Below are 18193 nucleotides of genomic sequence, written 5' to 3'. Positions count from 1 at the left end.
AAGACGGGAGGGCCGGGCGCGGTGTGCGCCCGGCCGTGGGGGTCAGTCCCGGCGGCCGGTGACGGCCGGGCCGGCGGTGCCGGCCGGGGGTGAGGCGGGTGAGTTGCCCGGCTCCGGGGTGAGCGGGCCGCTGCCGCCGTACTGGGCGCGCAGGGCCGGGCTCAGGTTCCGGGACCCGGCGATCTGGGCGTAGACGCCCACCGCTTCGGTGGGGGTGCGCTTCATGGTGGTGCGGTCGACGGCGTAGAGGCCGAAGCGCGGCTTGTAGCCGCCGAGCCACTCGAAGTTGTCCATCAGGCTCCAGTGGTAGTAGCCGCGGACGTCGACGCCTTCGGCGCGGGCCCGCTGGATCTGCTCCAGGGCGCGGACGATGAACTCGGCGCGGCGCTTGCCCGAGGCGGTGGCCATGCCGGATTCGGAGACCAGCAGGGGCAGGCCCTTGTAGCGGCGGCTGAAGTCCTTGAGGACGGGGTAGAGGCCCTGCGGGTCCGACTCGTATCCCATGTCGGGGATGAAGTAGGTCGGGTCCTTGAGCGGGAAGCAGGGCGGTGCGCCGCACACGTCGACGTTGATGACCGGCAGGGTGGTCGGCCCGGGGGTGGTCGGGTCGGTGACGCCGGTGCGGTCGTAGAGCTGGATGCCGAGCCAGTCGAGGGTGTTCTTCCACTCGGGGTGCTGCTCGTCGGGGGTGCCGTCGTAGTTGGCGTCGAAGGTGCCGTTGCGCAGCGAGTCGAGGAAGTTCAGCTCGAAGAAGCGGCGGAAGCGGTCCCGGGCGGCGATGTCGCGCGGCTCGGTGCTGATCTTGCCGTCGCGGACGGCCTCGTACTGCTTGACGCTGGCGGTCAGTCCGACGCTGGCGCCCGGGTCCACCTTCTTGATCGCCTTGTACATGGCGGCGTGGGCGTCGATGTAGGTGCGCACGGCGGGCGCGAACTTCGTGTCGAAGTTGGTGGGCAGGTTGGCCTTGCCCGGCGGGCCCGCGCCGAAGGCGTGCGAGAACATCATGTAGACGCCGGGCTCGTTGAGGGTCACCCACTCGTGGACCCGGTCGCCGAACCGCTCGGCGAGCAGCTTGGAGTGGTCGGCCATGGCCTTGACGACGAGCGGTCCGCCCTGGGGGTGGTCGAGCCCGCACAGGTTGGTGTCCGAGGGGCCGTTGGCGCAGGTGATGTCGTCGGGGTTGTCCACCCACACCGGGTTGGCGAAGTGGTGGATGGTGACGACCGGGCGGATGCCGCGGGCGACGAGGGCGTTGATCACCTTGTTGTAGTGGGCGATCGCCTGCTCGTCGAGCTGGCCGCGGCGGGGCTCGATGCGCGCCCACTCGATGCCGAAGCGGTACGAGTCCACCTTCAGGGCGGCGATGAGGTCGATGTCCTCGATGGCCAGCGTGTAGCCGTCGACGCCCTCACCGACGGCGGGGCTCTTGCCCATGCCGCCTTCGGAGACGGGCTGGGTCCACTTGTACCAGTCGGTGTTGGTGTTCTGGTCCTCGATCTGGGTGGCGGAGCTCGAGACACCGAACCGGAAGCTGCCCTTGCCGAACGGCGAGGAGAGGGAGCCCGGCTGGGCGAACCTCGCCGTTCGCTGGGTCAGGGAGGAGGCTTCCTCGGCGGCCGCCGTGGGAACCAGGAGTCCTGCGGTGAGGATCACCGCCGCCGCGGTCTGCAACAGTCGTTTCACGATGCCTTCCAGAGGGGGCCGAGGGCTGAGTCGTCCGCCCCCACCCTCGTGAGACCGTCTCGAAAGGCGCTGGAGGCGCCGTACAGCGCGAAAGACCCGCGCTCCCGGCCGGGTGGCCGGGGGCGCGGGTCTTTCGCGTCGCGTCTGGTTCGGGTGTGACCGGGAGGGTCAGCCGGCGTTCTGCGCGAGGAACTTCTCGATGGCGTCGGCGGCCACCGCGGGGCCGTCGACCTGGCGCATGGCCTCGCCCATGCGCTCCACGCGGTCGGTGGTGGCGCTGTCGCCGGCCACGGCGGCGACGGCCGCGCGCAGGCTCTCGACGGTGGTGTCGTCCTTGGTCAGGTGGCGGCCCAGGCCCAGCTCGTCGACGCGCAGGGCGTTGGCCTTCTGCTCGTTCATCTGGGGGATCACGACCATGGGCACGCCGTTGTACAGGGACTCCATGACGCTGTTCATGCCGCCGTGGGTGACGAACAGCTTGGCGTGGCGCAGGACTTCGAGCTGCGGCACGTGGCGGCGCACGTCGAAGTTGGCGGGCAGCGGGCCGAGGTCGGCGGCGTCGATGTGGTCGCCGACGGCCATGACGACGTCCCACTCGGTGTCGCCGAACGCGGTGACCGCGGTGCGGAAGAACTCGGCCCAGCCGGTGGCGGCGGTGCCGAGGGAGATCAGCAGGACCGGGCGGTCCGCGGAGGCGGGCTCCCACGAGCCCTGGAAGGAGCGGTCGCCCAGGCAGGGGCCGGCGAAGACGAAGCGGTCGTCGAAGGTGTCGCCGTCGTAGTGGAAGTCGCGCGGCAGGAAGATGACGCCGAGCTTCTCGATGTTCTGGAAGAAGGCCATCGGGTCGGCCGGCAGGTTGAATTCCGGAAGGAGACCGGCGAGCTTGCCGATCATTTCCATGACCTGCGGGTCGGCATATTCGGCCAGCGGGAACTTCTCCTGGATGGAGAAGTGCTCGTTGGCCCCGTAGGTGGGGTAGAGACGGACGAGCGGAATGTCGTGCTTACCGCCGTAGAAACGCCCGCCCCACGACATGAAGTCGTGGACGATGACGTCGGGGCGGTTCTTCTCGTAGAAGGGGCTGACCTGCTCGACGAGGCCGGTCGCGTCATCGAGACAACGCATTCCCTCGCCCGCGTTGGCCTCCTCCGTGTAAGGGGAGCGGTAGAACTCACCGAATACGGACTCGAAGCGGACGGCCTCGGCGCCGACGGCCTCTATTGCGGGCACGAAGTGGTCGGTCACCGTGCAGGTGACCCGATGCCCCCGCTTGACCAGTTCTTCGACGACGCCGAGCGTCGGATTCACGTGGCCGATGGCCGGAAAATTGAAGAACGCAATGTGCGAAGGCATGAAAACCCCTCTTCCTGGAACCGCGGTACGGGCGAACCGTGTGCCACGGTAGCAGTGGCTCCGGTATCCCGAATCCGCACGGATCCGGGATACCGGAGCTTTCCGGCCAGCCGGAGGAGATATGGCTAGAACGGCACCGACTTGCCGAGCGCGACGCGCAGGCAGCCGATCTGCCCGCAGTGGTAGGCGTCGTGCATCTGGATGATGGACAGCGCCTTGCCGAGGTTCTTCAGGCGGTCGTCGCCGAACGGCTCGAGCGGGGACTCGCTGTCGAGGTCCTCGGGGCGCAGCCCGGCCACGAAGGCCCGCATCCGCGCGTGCACCTGCTGGTAGAGCTCGATCATCTCCGCCAGCGAAGGCCCCCAGGACCAGTCGTTGTTGTCGTTGCCCGCGTAGTGCCGGGAGAACTCCTCGGTGACGAGGGACTCGGTGCCCTGGTGCAGGGTGGAGAAGTAGTCCGTGGCACAGATGAGGTGCCCGAGGAACCAGACCAGCGGCTTGTGCGGGGCCGGCGCCAGGCGCGCGGTCTCGTTGTCGAAGTCCTCGGCAAGCTCGAGCACCATGCCGTAGGCGAGGTCGAAATGGTGCAGGAAGTGAGTGGTCAGCGGCTGGGACGGCGCCTCGGCGGTCACGGTCATGCGGTTGCTCCTTCTCTTGGTTTCTCGAGCGACGCTCGAGGCGTTCTCGAGCGGTCCTCGGTGATGTCAGGCGGAACGGTCCGCGTCATACGACTCGAATCCGCTCGGGCCGGGCGCCCGGACGGCGTCGAGTTTCGCTTTCGCCTCGTCGAAGGTCGGCAGTTCCAGCGTTTCCTCGGACTCCCAGTTCGCGCCTTCCCAGTCGTACATGAGCTCTTTCACCCGGCGCGCCGCCGCAATGTGCGGACCGGATTTCAAAAAGCCCTTCAGCGCCTCTTCGTCCTCCCAGATGCTGAGGCTTCGCGTGCTGTTGAAGTTGTTCTCCGATATCGCCAGCGTCACGGCCAGCAGACCGGGGCGGACGTACAGCTCGGCGAGAATGGCCTCGTTCAGCGCGATGGCGGCGGGCTCGTGTCCGGGCTTCGGCCAGCCGACGGAAGTGGCGATGAGGTGCCGCTTGCGGATCGGTTCCTTCAGCCGGCCGGTTTCCTCGTCGACCGCGGGGCCCACCCACGGTGCGACCACGTTGAGGTCGGACTCGTCCCCGGCCGCGAATTCCCGAAGGGAGGCCGGTACCGTCCGCGATTCCGGTACTGAATTCTCGGACATGGGTTTTTCACCGTTCCTTGCGTCGTACGACAAGCCGCTTGATTTCCGCGGCCTGGAGGTGGAGCACGGCGAACTCGGGCTTGCGCACGAGTTCCAGCTCCGGGAGCAGCGGCAGGACGGCGCGCAGGATGGCCCGCAGCTCCAGCCGGGCCAGGTGGTGGCCGAGGCAGACGTGTTCGCCGTGCCCGCCGAACGCGATCTGGGCGGTGGCGTCCCGGGTGACGTCGAAGCGGTGCGGGTCCTCGAAGACCGCCTCGTCGCGGTTGGCCGCCGGGTACCACATCGCGACGGTCTCGCCCTTGCGGATGAGCTTGCCGCCGATCTCGGTGTCCTGGGTGGCGGTGCGCACGAAGTTCACCGCGATCGACGTCCAGCGCAGGATCTCCTCGACGGCGCCGTCGATCAGCGAGGGGTCCTCGATGAGCTTCTGTACCTGGTCCGGGTTCTCGAGGAGGGCCTGGATGCCGCCGGTCGTCGCGTTGCGGGTGGTGCCGATGCCCGCGACGAGCAGGTTGAAGATGGTGTAGAGGATCTCGTGGAAGGACAGCGGCTCGCCGTCGATCCGCGCCCGGGCCAGACGGCTGAGCACGTCCGTGCCGGTGCCGTCGATCTCGGCCATGCGCTGCTGGACCAGGCCCGCGACATAGCCGTTGAGGGCGCCCATGTTGCGGTTGAAGGTGGCCTCGGCGTCCTCGCCGTCCCGCTGGTTGTCCGGGTCGGCGGCCCCCGTGGTGCCCTCGGTCCACTCGAAGATGTCGTCCCAGTCCTTCAGCGGCGCCCCGACCAGTTCGCAGATCGCCGCGACGGGCAGCCGCGCGGACAGGCTCTTGGCCACGTCCGCGGTGCCGTTCTCGTCGATCAGGCGGGTGAACGCCTGCGCGTACTCGCCGGCGAGCTCGTGGAACCGCTCCTCCAGCTCGTTGATCGCCTTGGGCGTGAAGCAGGGCGCCATGACCTGGCGCAGGTGGCGGTGGCGCGGCGCGTCCATGTAGGAGAGGGCCGGCGGCATGTCCGGGGCGTGCCCGAACATCTCGGCCCGCGCCTCCAGCTGGGCCTCGAACATCTCCACGGCTTCGGGGGTGTCGAGGGTGACGCGCTGGGCGCTGGAGAAGAGCTTCGGGTTGCGCGAGACGTAGGCGATGTCCTCGTGCCGGGTCAGCACCCAGAACGGCTCGAAGCCGGGGCGCCGGTACCAGAACACCGGCTCCTCGCGGCGCAGCAGGTCGAACTCGGCGTGCGGGTAGCCGCCGTTCGCCGCGTACGCGGACTCATCGGTGATGTCGAGGTTCTCGAGAGTGAGCATGACGGTACGTCTCCTTCAGCGTGCGGTGGTCTCGAGGAGGAAGGAGACGACCGACGCGAGGGTCTCCGTCCGGCGGTCGGCGGTGTCGGCGGCGCCGTCGAGCAGGCGGGCGCCGGGCACGTCGGCGGCGAGCCGCTTGGCCAGCGCGGCGGGGGCCAGCGGGCTGTTGCCCGGCAGCACCAGCAGCGGCGCGGGGAACCGCGTCATCGACTCCTCCGGTACGGAGAACCAGGCGGAGCCCTGCGGCCAGATGCCGTCGCGGAACCGGACGACGCGCACGATGTAGCGCTCCCGGCGCAGGGCGAGGAGCTCCTCGCGGAAGTCGGGCACCTCGTGGAGCTGACGGGCGTACGGTCCGGCGCCGGGCCGGGCCGCGAAACCACCGCCCAGGGAGGCCTCCTCGATCACACCGTCGATGCCTTCGGCACGGGCCAGGCGCATCGCCTCGTCGAAGGTCGCCAGGAAGTCGCCGAGCGTGTTGCCCTCGGCGAGCCCGACGGGCGCGTGGGCGACGACGGCGCCGATCCGCTCGGGGGCGTCCTGGACCAGCCGCCAGGCCTGGGCGGTGCCTGCGCCGGAGGCGGCGACGTGGGCGCGCTCGATGCCGAGCTCGTCGAGGACCGCCAGCAGGTCGGCGGCGGTGCGTCCGTAGCAGAAGGGCTCGGCGGGGCCGGTGCTGCGCCCGTTGTGGCGGGCCTCGACCGTGATCACCTGGAACTGCCCGGCGAGGGCCTCGGCGGTCTCGGTGAAGGCGGCCCGCTCGGTGTCGCACTGGCCGGGGACCTCGCCGGGGCCGATGAGCAGGACGGGGAAGCCGGTGCCGCGCACCTCGTAGTGGATCCGCGCCCCGTCCGGGCGCACGGTCTCAGGCATGGTTCTCCTCCAGGCTGGTGGCGATCGTGGCGATCGCGTTCATGAGTTCGGCCGCCATGGCCTCGGGGTTGGTGATCGGCGCGGCGTGGGATCCCTCGATGGCGCGGGGTGCGTAGAGGGCGCCGGTCAGCTCGCGCCACACCTCCATGGACCCGTCGGGCAGCACCGGGTCGGCGGTGCCCGACACCGCGAACAGCGGTACGTCCAGGGCCGGGCGGTCGATGCCGCGCAGCACCGCCCGGTGGTTCTCGGCCAGCACCGTGTCGGTGCGCAGCCGCTGGACGTATTCGGCGAGCAGTTCCTCGCTGGCCAGGACCTCGTCGGGCAGCAGCCCCTCCAGGAGGGCGGCCAGTTCGCGCGGGTCGGCGCCGTCCAGGTCCCCGGTGAGCTCGCCGAGCCGGTCGAGACCGGGGGTGAGCGGGGCCAGCGGCGGCAGCGCGCAGGCCGCGACGAGGGCGAGGGGCGGTACGGCGGGCCGGTGGGCGAGCCGGTGCGCGACCTCCCAGGCCAGCCAGGAGCCCTGGCTGTGCCCGTACAGGACGACGGGCGCCGCGCCGGCGTCCGGGGCGAGCCGGCCGGCGAGGGCTGCGACGACCTGGTCGGCGAGGGCCATCATGTCGGTGACGGGTTCCTCGTCGGAGCGGCCCTCGCGGCCCGGCAGCTGCACGCCGAGGAGTTCGACGTCGTCGGGCAGGTGGCGTACCAGCGGCACGTGGCCGCCGGTGGTGCCGCCCATGCCGGCGACGCAGACGATCCGGGCCCGCGGGTTCTCGGCGGGCTTGAGGACGCGCAGCCAGGGGTTGTCCTGGCCGCGGCCTGCTGCCGGGGCCGCGGGTGCGCTGCCCTCGGGGGCGAGTTTGCCGTCGAGGTGGGCGGCGATGCCCTCGCAGGTCGCGTGGCGCAGGATGGCCTCGGTGGTGACCGCGAGGCCCGTCCGGCGGGTCAGTTCGTTGCGGACCCGTACGGCCATCAGCGAGTCCAGGCCCAGCTGCTGGAGCGGCTGGTCCGCCGGCAGCTCCGCCTCGGGCAGCCCGAGGACGGGGGCGACCTCGCCCATGACCAGTGCCGTCAGCGTGTGCTGCCGTTCTTCGGGGTTCTGCCCGGCCAGGGCCGTGCGCAGTTCCTGTCCGGCCGAGGCGTCGGGTGCCTGCGCGGTGTCCGGTTCCCGTGCTTCGGGCAGGGTGTCGAGCAGCGGGCGCGGCCGGGCCGCCCGGTAGGCGGGGGCGAACGCCGCCCAGTCGATGTCGGCGACACCGAGCGCCGCGAGGCCCGCCCCGAGGGCGATGTCGAGGGCGTCCAGGGCGAGTTCGGGTGCCATGGTGCGCAGGCCGCGGGAGCGGGCGGCCCGCTCGGCCTCGGCGGTGACCATGCCGCCGCCGGCCCAGCCGCCCCAGTGCAGGACGGTGGCGGTGAGCCCCTGGGACCTGCGGTGGCGGGCGAGCGCGTCGAGCGCCGTGTTGGCGGCGCCGTACGCGGCCTGCCCGGCGCCGCCCCAGAGGCTGGCGCCGCTGCCGTAGAGGACGAACGCGTCGAGCTCACGGCCCGCGAGGGCCTCGTGCAGGTGCCAGGCGCCGTGCACCTTGGCCGCGTTCTCCTCGGCGGCGGCCTCGGGGGTGAGGCCGCCGAGGGCGGCCGGGCGGGACAGGCCCGCCAGGTGGGCGACGGTCCGCAGCGGGCGCCGCGGGTCGCCGGTGCGGGCGAGCAGCGCGTCGACCTGCCCGCGGTCGCTGACGTCGGCCTGCTCCAGGGTGAGTTCGACGCCCAGGGCGGCGAGCTCGGTGCGCAGCAGCTCCGTCTCGGGGGCGGCCCCGGCGCGGCGGGACGCGAGCACGATGTGCTCGGCTCCGCGTGCGGCGAGCCGCCGGGCCAGGTGCAGGCCGAGGGCTCCCTGGCCGCCGGTGATCAGCGCGGTGCCGTGGGTGGACCACGTCGTGGGCCCGGCCGGGCGCGGGGCGGTGCGCCGCAGGCGGCGTACGTGGCGGCCGTCGGCGCGCAGCGCCACCTGGTCCTCGTGGTCGCCCGCGGCGAGGCAGGCCACCAGGGCGCCGGCCCAGCCCGGGTGGGGCTGCGCGGGCAGGTCGACGGTGCCGCCCCAGCGCAGCGGGTCCTCCAGGGCGGCGACCCGGCCGAGGCCGGTGACCAGCGCCTGCAGCGGTGCGGGGGTGCCGGCGCCGTCGGTGTCGGCCGCGCCGCGGGTCAGCGCCCACAGCGGGGCGTCGAGCCCGAGGTCGCCGAGCGCCTGGAGCAGGGTGAGGGTGGTGGCGAAGCCCGCCGTGGAGCCGGAGCCGTCCGGGGTGCCGTCGAGGGAGCCCAGGGTGAGGACCGCGGCGGGCGGCTCGGGCAGGGCGGCCAGGGCGGCGCCGAGCGCGGCCCGGTCGGCGGTGGCCCCGACGCGGTAGGGGGTGGCCCCCGCGGCGCGCAGGGCGTCCTCGACGGCGTCGGCCGTCCCGGCTTCGGCGTCGGTGGTCACCAGCGCCCAGGGCCCGGCCAGGGAGGCGGCCCGGCCGGCGGGCGCCGGGGAGAGCTCCCAGGCGTCCTCGTACAGCCAGCCCGCGACGGTCTCGCGGGACTCCTGGCCCTGCCACCAGGCGGACAGCAGCGGGAGCAGTTCCCCGATGCCCTCCCGCAGGCGTTCGGGCGCGTCGAGCAGCTCGGCCAGCCGGGCCGGGCCCTGTTCGCCGACGGCGTCCCAGAAGGCCTGGTCGGCGGCGGCCCGGGGGGCGTCCTCGAGCTTGGGCGGGTCGATCCAGTAGGAGCGGCGCTGGAAGGCGTACGAGGGCAGTTCGGCGACCCGGGCGGCGCCGTCGCCGGCCCAGATCCGCTCCCAGGGCACACGGTGGCCGTGGGTGTGCAGCTCGCCGAGGGTACGCAGGAGTTCGGAGCGGTCGCCGTGGCCGCGCCGCAGGGTGCCGGCCACCAGGGCGTCGGCGCTGCCCTCGGTGAGCGGCATGGCGAGCACGGGGTGCGGGCTGACCTCGATGAACACGTCGTGCCCGGCGTCGATCAGCTGCTGCTGGGCGAGGTCGAGGCGGACGGGTTCGCGCAGGTTGCGGCACCAGTAGGCGGCGCCGAGTTCGCGGCCGTCGAGGAGGGCGCCGGTGACGGTGGAGTAGAAGGGGACGTGGCCGGTGGTGGGTGCGAGGTCCACCAGGTCGGCCTCCAGCTGCGGGAGCAGGGAGTCCATCCAGTGGCTGTGGGAGGCGACGGGCGCCTCCAGCTTGCCGCAGACGATGTCCTCGTCGTCGAGGGCGAAGAGCAGGTCCTCGATGGCGTCGGCGTCGCCGGACAGGGCGACGGAGGTGGGGGTGTTGACGGCGGCGACCGAGACGGCTTCCCCGTACGGCGCGATCCGCTCCTCCACCTGGTCCAGCGGGAGTTCGACGACGGCCATGGCGCCGACCCCGGCGACCGCCTGCAGGGCGCGGCTGCGGACGGCCATGATCCGGGCACCCTCCTCCAGGGTGAGCACGCCGGCCACGACGGCCGCGGCGACCTCGCCCTGGCTGTGCCCGGTCACCGCGTCGGGCTCGATGCCCAGTTCGCGCCAGGCGGCGGCCAGGGCGACGTACATGGTGAACATGACGGGCTGGACGACGTCCAGGCGGCGGGCGGAGAGTTCGGGACCGCCGGTGGCGCGCAGCACGTCGGTGACGGACCAGCCGAGCTGCGGTGCCAGCAGGGCGTCGCAGTCGCGGACGGTCCGGGCGAAGGCGGGCGACTGCTCGAACAGGGCGGCGCCCATGCCGTCCCACTGGCTGCCCTGGCCGGGGAAGACGAAGACGGTGCGGCCGCGGCCGCGGGCAGTGGCCCGGCTGACGCCGGCGTGCGAACGGTCCTCGGCGAGGGCGCGCAGCGCGGCGGCGGCCTCGTCGGCGGTGGCGGCGCTGACCACGGCGCGGTGGCCGAAGTGGGTGCGGCGCAGGGCCGCGGTGTGGGCGACGTCGGTGAGCGGGACCTGCCGGTGCTCCTCCAGCCAGTCGGCCCAGCGGCCGGCCTGCTCCCGCAGGGCGGCGTCGGTGCGGGCGGACAGGACCACGGGGACCTCCCCGGCGGGGCGCTCCGGCGGGGCGGGGTCGGTGTCCGGTGCCTGTTCGAGGACGACGTGGGCGTTGGTGCCGCCGATCCCGAAGGAGGAGACGCCGGCGCGGCGCGGTCCGTCCTCCTGCCAGGGCTTGGTCTCGGTGTTGACGTAGAAGAGGTTCGGGTCGAGGCCCATCTCCGGGTTCGGGTGCTCGAAGTTGAGGCTGGGCACGAGCTCGCCGTGGTGCACGGCCAGCGCGGCCTTGATGAGTCCGGCGATGCCCGCGGTGGCGTCCGCGTGGCCGATGTTGGTCTTCACCGAGCCGATCGCGCAGGGTTCCGCGCGCTCGGCGGATCCGAAGACCTGCTGGAGGGCCTGGACCTCGATGGGGTCGCCCAGCGAGGTGGCGGTGCCGTGCGCCTCGATCAGGCCGACGCTGTCCGGGGTGACCCCCGCCGACGCCTGGGCCTCGGCGATCACGTACGCCTGGCCCTGGACGCTCGGCGCGGTGAATCCGGCCTTCGCGGCGCCGTCGTTGTTGACGGCGCTGCCGCGCAGTACGGCGTACACGGTGTCCCCGGCCTCGACGGCGTCGGACAGCCGGCGCAGGACGAGCATGCCGACGCCGCTGCCGAAGACGGTGCCCGCGCCCTTCTCGTCGAAGGCGCGGCACTTGCCGTCCGGGGAGACGACCAGGCCCGGCTGGTGGACGAAGCCGCGCTTGAGCGGGATGGTCAGCGAGGAGGCGCCGACCAGGGCGACGTCGGACTCGCCGCGCAGCAGGCTCTCGCGGGCCAGGTGGGCGGCGACCAGGCCGGTGGAGCAGGCGGTCTGGACGGAGAGGGCGGGGCCGCGCAGGTCGAGCTTGTGGGCGACGCGGGTGGCCAGGTAGTCGTTCTTGTTGCCGATCATCGAGCGGTAGAAGGAGGACAGGTCGCCCGAGGCGTCCTGGTGGTAGCCGCCGAAGCCGGTGCCGCCGAAGACGGCCACGTTGCCGTCGAACGCGGCCGGCACGATGCCGGCGTGCTCCAGGGCCTGCCAGGCGGCCTCCAGGAAGAGCCGGTGCTGCGGGTCCATGACCTCGGCCTCGGCGGGCGAGTAGTCGAAGAAGGCCGCGTCGAAGAGGTCGGCGCCGTCGATCAGGCCGCGGGAGCGGACGTAGGCCGGGTCGGCCAGCTCCTCCTCGGTGGCGCCGGCCGCGCGCAGTTCCTCGTCGCTGAAGTGGGTGATCGACTCGACGCCGCCGCGCAGGTTGCGCCAGAAGGTGTCGACGTCGGGTGCGCCGGGCAGCTTGCAGGCCATGCCGACGATGGCGACGGCGTCCTCGCCGGAGCGTTCGCGGCGGGCCGCGGACTGCTGGCGGGCGAGCGTGGCGTGGGAGCCGTCCCGCAGGTAGGCGGTGAGCTGGCGGACGGTCGGGTAGCGGAAGAGGGTGGAGAGCGGGAACTCCCGGCCCAGGCCCGCGCAGATGATCTTGTGGGCTTCCAGGGCGCTCATGGAGTTGGCGCCGAGGTCGAAGATCCCCTTGTCGGGGTCGACGACGGGGATGCCGAGCACGTCCGCCCAGGCACCGGACACCAGGGACTCGAGGCCGCCCTCGCCCGCCGCCTCCCGGCCGTCGCCGGCGCGTGCGGCCACGCCGGCCGGCGCCGGGGCGTCCAGGCGCAGCAGGGCGTTCCGGTCGACCTTCTTGTTGGGCGTGTGCGGCAGTTCGGCCAGGTGGACCAGCCGGGACGGGACCATGTAGGCGGGCAGCCGCCCGGCGAGCGCGGCGAGCAGCTCCTCGTCGGCGACGGTGCGGCCCGGGGCCGCGGTGAGGTACAGGCACAGCCGGGGGTCGCCCGGCACGTCCTCGCGGACCACGGCGGCGGCCTCGGCGACGCCGGCGTGCTCGGCGGCGACGGCCTCGATCTCGCCGAGTTCGATGCGGTGGCCGCGCAGCTTGACCTGCGCGTCGACGCGGCCGCAGAACTCCAGGGAGCCGTCGGCCCGGTAGCGCACGACGTCGCCGGTGCGGTACATGCGGGCGCCGTCCCCGGCGAACGGGTCGGCGAGGAAGCGCTCGGCGTCGAGCTCGGGCCGGTTCAGGTAGCCGCGGGCGACGGCGAGGCCGCCGATGAACAGCTCGCCGCGGGTGCCGCGCGGCACCCGCTGTCCGGCCGCGTCCAGGACGTACAGCAGGTTGCCGTGCAGCGGCGTCCCGAGCGAGACCTCGCCCGGGACCGCGTCCCAGGCGGCCGACCACACGGTGGTCTCCGTCGGCCCGTACATGTTCATCAGGCCGCCGGGGCACAGCCGGTCCAGCTTGCGGGCCAGGCCCCGGTCCAGGGCCTCGCCGCCGACCAGCATCCGGTCCAGGCCCTGGACGAGGGAGCGGCCGTCGGCGTCGGCCAGCAGCATGCGCGCCAGGGAGGGCGTGCACTGCAGGTGGGTGGGGGCGTAGGGGAGGTAGTCGGCCCAGCCGGCCGGGCCGCCGCGGCCCACGACGACGCGGTAGCCCCGCGTCAGGGTCCACAGCAGTTCGAGCGTGGAGATGTCGAAGGACAGGCTGGTGACGGCGAGCCAGGTGTCGCCGGAGCCGCCGCCGACCCGCTCGTCCATCGCGGTGCAGAAGGTGGCGAACTGGGCGTGCTCCAGCTGGACGCCCTTGGGCAGGCCGGTGGAGCCCGAGGTGTAGATGACGTACGCGAGGTCGGAAAGCCCGGGGAGCCCCTCCGGGCCGTCCGGGATGCCGCCCTGGTCCGTCTCCTCCGCCAGCGCGTCGGCCAGCAGGACGGCGACGTCGTCGGCGGCGACCTCGGCCGAGCCGTCGCGGGTGGAGACCACCAGCGACAGGCCGCTGTCGCGGATCACGTGCTCCAGGCGGGCCTTGGGGTACTCCGGGTCCAGCGGCACGTACGCGCCGCCCGCGAGCCAGGTCGCGAGCACCGACACGACGAGGTCCGCCGAGCGCGGCAGGTGGATGCCGACCAGCTCGTCGGGGCCGGCTCCGGCGGAGCGCAGGTGCCCGGCCATCGCCGCGGCCCGCGCCAGCACCTGCCGGTACGTGAAGGTGCGGCCGCCGTCGACCAGCGCGGGCGCGTCGGGGGTGCGGCGGGCCTGGGCCAGGATCCGCTCCAGGGCGGTGGGGCCGGCGGCCTCGCCGGACACCCGGCCGCCGCGCTCCTCCAGCCAGGCCAGCTCCTCGCCGGAGATCAGCTCCAGGGCGCCGATGGGCCGGGCCGGATCGGCGACGGCGGACTCCAGCAGGGTCCGGAAGTTGTCCGCGAGGCGGGCGGCCGCTTCGGCGCCGAGGACGCCGGGGAGGAACTCCACCTCGCCGACCAATCCCTCGCCGTCGGGGGCGAGGGTCAGTCCGACGGCCGACTTGGCCACCCCGCGCGGGCCGCCGCCCACGGCGGCGTCCGCGGACGGCACCCAGGCGCCGCGTCCCTCGCCGAGCGCGGGCAGGCTGCTCGCCCGGTAGTTGAAGACGGCGCTGAAGAGCGGGTTGTCCTCGCCGGTGCGCTCGCCGCCGACGGCCTTGACGAGCTCGGTCAGCGGCAGGTCCTGGTGCTCCATCAGTTCCAGGACGCGCGGCGCGGCCTGCGCGAGGACCTGTTCGAAGCTGGGGTCGCCGGTCAGCTCGCAGCGCAGCGGCAGCGTGGTGACGAGGAAGCCGAGCAGGCCCTCGGTGCCGGGCAGCTGGCGGTTGGCCCAGACGGTGCCCAGGCCGAAGTCGTACGCGCCGGTGGTGCGGGCCAGCAGGACCGCGAAGGCACTCGCGTACACGGTGTAGGGGGTGACCCCGGTGCGGGTGGCCAGCTCCTCCACCCGGGTGCGCAGCTCGGCGGGGAGCGTGAAACCGGTGGTGCCGCCGTCGCTATCGCCATCGGACGCGGGCAGTTCGAGGCGGCCCATGCCCGCGAGCCGGTCGCCGATCACCCGCAGGCCGGCCTCGAAGTGGCCGTCCTCGAGGGCGCGCTGCTCCCAGGCGGCGAAGTCGCCGAGCTGGAAGGCGGGTTCGGGGGCCTCGGGCGTGCGGCCCTCGGCGTACGCGGTGTAGGCGGCGAAGAGTTCCTGCGTGAAGACGGACAGGGACCAGCCGTCGGTGACGGCGTGGTGCAGGAAGATGCCGATCAGCTGGCCGCCGTCGTGGGTGTCGGCGAGCAGGCAGCGCAGCAGGCCGGGGCCGTCGAGCGGCATCGGCCTGCGCTCCTCCTCGCGCACCCGGGCGTCGAGCTCCCGCGGGTCGAGGTGGCTGAGGTCCTCGTGGGTGAACTGCGGTTCCGCTTCGGTCCGGACGATCTGGGCCAGGGCACCGTCGCGGGTCGCCAACGAGGTGCGCAGCGCCTCGTGGCGGGCCGTCACCCAGGTCAGGGCGGAGCGCAGCGCGGCGGGGTCGAGCCGCTCCTCGGTGCGCAGCACGAGGGGGGTGTGGTACTCGGCGCTGCCGGGGCGCAGCTGCTCCAGGAACCAGAGCCGGCGCTGGCCGTCGGTCGTCGGGTGCGCGCCGCGCGCCTCGGAGCGCTCCAGGGCCGTGGTGGGCGCGCTCTCCAGTGCGTCGAGGGCGTGCGCGAGCAGGGCGTGCTCGATCAAATACGTGGCGATGTCCTGCGCGGTGGGGTGCTGGAAGGCGAGGTTCGCCGGCAGGGTGGCGGTGGTCAGCTCGGACAGCCGGTTGCGCAGCTGGAGCGCCATGATCGAGTCGAGGCCGAGCTCCTGGAGCCGCTTCTCGGCGGGGACCGGCTCGGTGGCGCCGAGGACGGCGGCCGCCTCGCGCCGGACGAGGTCGGTGAGGACGTCGAGGCGTTCGCCCTCGCCGAGGGCGGCGAGGCGGGCGCGCAGGGCGGCCGGGCCGGTGGCGTCCTCGCCCGCGCCGTCCTGGGCGGCGCGGCCGAGGGCGGCGATCTCGGCCTCGTCGAGGCGGCGGTAGCCGGGGACGTCGGTCCAGTAGGCCTTGCGCTGGAAGGCGTACGTCGGCAGGTCCGCGAGCCGGGCTCCGGAGGCGTCGGCCGGGCCGAAGACCCGCGTCCAGTCCGCCTCGTAGCCCTGGGTGTGCAGGGCGCCGAAGGAGCGCAGCAGCTGGTCGAGCCCGCCCTGGTCGCGGCGTAGGCTGCCGACGACGGCGCCGTCGCTGTCGGCGGTGGCGCTGGTCAGGGGCATCCCGAGGACGGGGTGCGGGGATATCTCGACGAAGACGCCGTGGCCGTCGGCGACGAGCCGGGCCAGCGCGAGGTCCATTCGGACGGTCTCGCGCACGTTGCGGCACCAGTAGGCGCCGTCGAGGCCGGTTCCCTCGACCACGCCGCCGGTCACCGTCGAGTAGAACGGCACGGCCGACGCGCCGGGGCGCAGGTCGGCCAGCTGTTCGGCGAGCCAGGGCAGCATCGGGTCGATGTGCGCGCTGTGTCCGGCGGTGTCCGACTGGATGCGGCGGCAGAAGACGTCGCTGCCCTCCAGCTCGGCCAGCAGGCGTTCGACGGCGTCCACGTCGCCGGAGACCACGGTCGAACCGGCGGTGTTGACCACGGCCACCGACAGGGCGTCCCCGTACGGCTCGATGAGTTCGCGGGTGCGCGCCACGGGCAGCTCGACCAGTGCCATCGCGCCCCGGCCGCTGCACTCGCGCAGCTGGCCCTGGGAGCGCAGCGCGGTCAGCCGGGCGCCGTCCGCGAGGGAGAGGGCGCCGCTGACGACGGCCGCGGGGACCTCGCCCTGGCTGGAGCCCACCACGGCGGCCGGCTCGACACCGAGCGAACGCCAGACCGCGACCAGGCCGATCATCACGGCGAACAGGGCGGGCTGGAGTACGTCGATGCGCTCCAGGGTGAGCTCGGGGTCGGCCTCGCCGCGCAGGAAGGCGGCGACGGACCAGCCCGTCCACGGGGCGAGGGCCTCGTCGCACTCCTGGACGGCGCCTTCGAACACCGGGCTCTGCTCCATCAGTTCCCGGCCCATGCCGAGCCACTGCGAGCCCTGGCCGGGGAAGACGAAGACCGCCTTGCCGCGCTCGCGCGCGCCTCCGGAGGTCACGGCCGGGTGCGGCAGGCCCTCGGCGAGGGCGGCGAGCGCCTCGGCGGCCTCCGCCGGTCCCGCCGCGAGGACCGAGGCGCGGGCCTCCAGCGGGGTGCGGTGCAGGGCGGCGGTGCGCAGGACGTCCGGCCAGTGGGCGTCGGGGCGGTCGGCGAGCCAGGCGGCCCAGCGGGCGGCCTGGGCGCGCAGCGCCTGCGTGTCGAAGCCGGAGACCAGCAGCGGGCGGGGGCCGGCGGGAGCCGGGGCCTGGCCCGGCCCCTGCTCGGCGGGGGCGGTCTCGGCGGGGGCGGGGGCCTCCTCGACGATCACGTGCGCGTTGGTGCCGCTGATGCCGAACGAGGAGACGCCCGCCCGGCGCACCCGCTCGCCGCGCCGCCACGGCCGCAGTTCCTGAACGAGCCGCAGGCCGCTGTCCTCCCAGGGGATCTGCGCGCTCGGCTCGGCGGCGTGCAGCGTGGGGGGCAGCGCCTCGTGCCGGAGCGCGAGGATCATCTTCATCACGCCGACGACACCGGCGGCGGCCTGGGTGTGGCCGAGGTTCGACTTGGAGGAGCCCAGCCACACGGGCCGCGCCTCGTCGCGTCCGGGGCCGAAGACCTCGGCCAGGGCGCCGGCTTCGATCGGGTCGCCGAGCGGGGTGCCGGTGCCGTGGGCGTCGACCGCGTCGATGTCGGCGGGGGTGAGGCGGCCGGAGTCGAGCGCGTCGCGGATCACCCGCTGCTGCGCGGGCCCGTTGGGGGCGGTCAGGCCCTGGCTGCGGCCGTCCTGGTTGACGGCCGAGCCGCGGATCACCGCGAGCACCGGGTCGCCGTCGCGCCGGGCCGCGGCGAGCTTCTTCAGGACGAGGATGCCGACGCCCTCGGACCAGATGGCGCCGTCGGCCTGGGCGGAGAAGCTCTTGCAGCGCCCGTCGGGGGCCATGGCGCCGAGCCGGCTGGACTCGACGTACATGGCGGGCGAGCTCATCACGGTGACGCCGCCGGCCAGGGCCAGTTCGCAGTCGCCGCCGCGCAGCCCCGCGACCGCCGAGTGGATGGCGACCAGCGAGGAGGAGCACGCGGTGTCGATGGTCAGGGCCGGGCCCTGCAGGCCGAGGGCGTAGCTGATCCGGCCCGAGACGACGCTGCCGGAGATGCCGGTGCCCTGGTAGCCGTCGAGCACCTCGAGGGGCGCGTTGCCGGTGTCGTAGTCGGAGCGCATGGCGCCCAGGTAGACGCCGGTGCGGCTGCCGGCCATCGTGTCGGGGCGCAGCCCGGCCCGCTCCAGCGCCTCCCAGGAGGCCTCCAGGACGAGCCGCTGCTGCGGGTCCATGGAGACGGCCTCGCGCCGGGAGATGCCGAAGAAGTCGGCGTCGAACTCCTCCAGCCCGTCGAGGAATCCGCCCTCCCGCGCGTAGCTCTTGCCCGTCGCCGTGGGGTCCGGGTCGTACAGGTCGAGCCCGTCCCAGCGCGCGGGCAGCGGGCCGATGGCGTCACGGCCGGTGGCCAGCAGGTCCCAGAACTCCTCGGGCGTGGTGATGCCGCCCGGGAGCCGGCAGGCCATGGCGACGACCGCCACCGGCTCGTGCCGCTCGTTCTCCAGCTCGGCGTTGCGCTGCTGCAGCTGGATCACCGCAGCCATGGCCCGCCGGAGCCGGTCCTCGTTCGCCTGGGCGCTCATCTTGGCCATCCGTCTCGTTCTGTGGCACTGCCGGTAGGG

At 73.7% G+C, this 18193-nt stretch carries 7 protein-coding genes; all 7 read right to left on the bottom strand.

Annotated elements, in window-relative coordinates; translation table 11 throughout:
- Positions 1-42 precede the first annotated feature (42 nt).
- A complete protein-coding gene (locus tag OHA89_RS39695) occupies positions 43-1683 on the bottom strand; it encodes a glycoside hydrolase family 1 protein (protein ID WP_266616055.1) in 1641 nt (546 codons plus the stop codon).
- Between the two features lie 168 nt (positions 1684-1851).
- Positions 1852-3036, bottom strand: a complete 1185-nt coding sequence (locus OHA89_RS39690; protein ID WP_266616053.1) for a macrolide family glycosyltransferase — start codon at positions 3034-3036, stop codon at positions 1852-1854.
- 125 nt (positions 3037-3161) lie between these two features.
- A complete protein-coding gene (locus OHA89_RS39685; protein ID WP_266616051.1) occupies positions 3162-3674 on the bottom strand; it encodes a DinB family protein in 513 nt (170 codons plus the stop codon).
- A gap of 66 nt (positions 3675-3740) precedes the next feature.
- A complete protein-coding gene (locus tag OHA89_RS39680) occupies positions 3741-4316 on the bottom strand; it encodes an antibiotic biosynthesis monooxygenase (RefSeq protein WP_266616049.1) in 576 nt (191 codons plus the stop codon).
- Entirely contained in the window at positions 4291-5586 is a 1296-nt protein-coding gene (locus OHA89_RS39675; RefSeq protein WP_266616047.1) for a cytochrome P450, read from the bottom strand. Before OHA89_RS39675 ends, OHA89_RS39680 begins: the two co-directional genes overlap by 26 nt.
- Before the next feature lie 15 nt (positions 5587-5601).
- Positions 5602-6459, bottom strand: a complete 858-nt coding sequence (locus OHA89_RS39670) for an alpha/beta fold hydrolase (RefSeq protein ID WP_257559754.1) — start codon at positions 6457-6459, stop codon at positions 5602-5604.
- Positions 6452-18163: a non-ribosomal peptide synthetase/type I polyketide synthase gene (locus OHA89_RS39665; protein ID WP_331761734.1), complete on the bottom strand. Its 11712-nt coding sequence runs from the start codon at positions 18161-18163 to the stop codon at positions 6452-6454. Before OHA89_RS39665 ends, OHA89_RS39670 begins: the two co-directional genes overlap by 8 nt.
- Positions 18164-18193: the final 30 nt, after the last annotated feature.

The organism is Streptomyces sp. NBC_01546 (assembly GCF_045208355.1).
Taxonomy (GTDB): domain Bacteria; phylum Actinomycetota; class Actinomycetes; order Streptomycetales; family Streptomycetaceae; genus Streptomyces.
The sequence above is the reverse complement of the archived record's forward strand: the minus strand, read 5'-3'. Positions and strand labels throughout refer to the sequence as shown.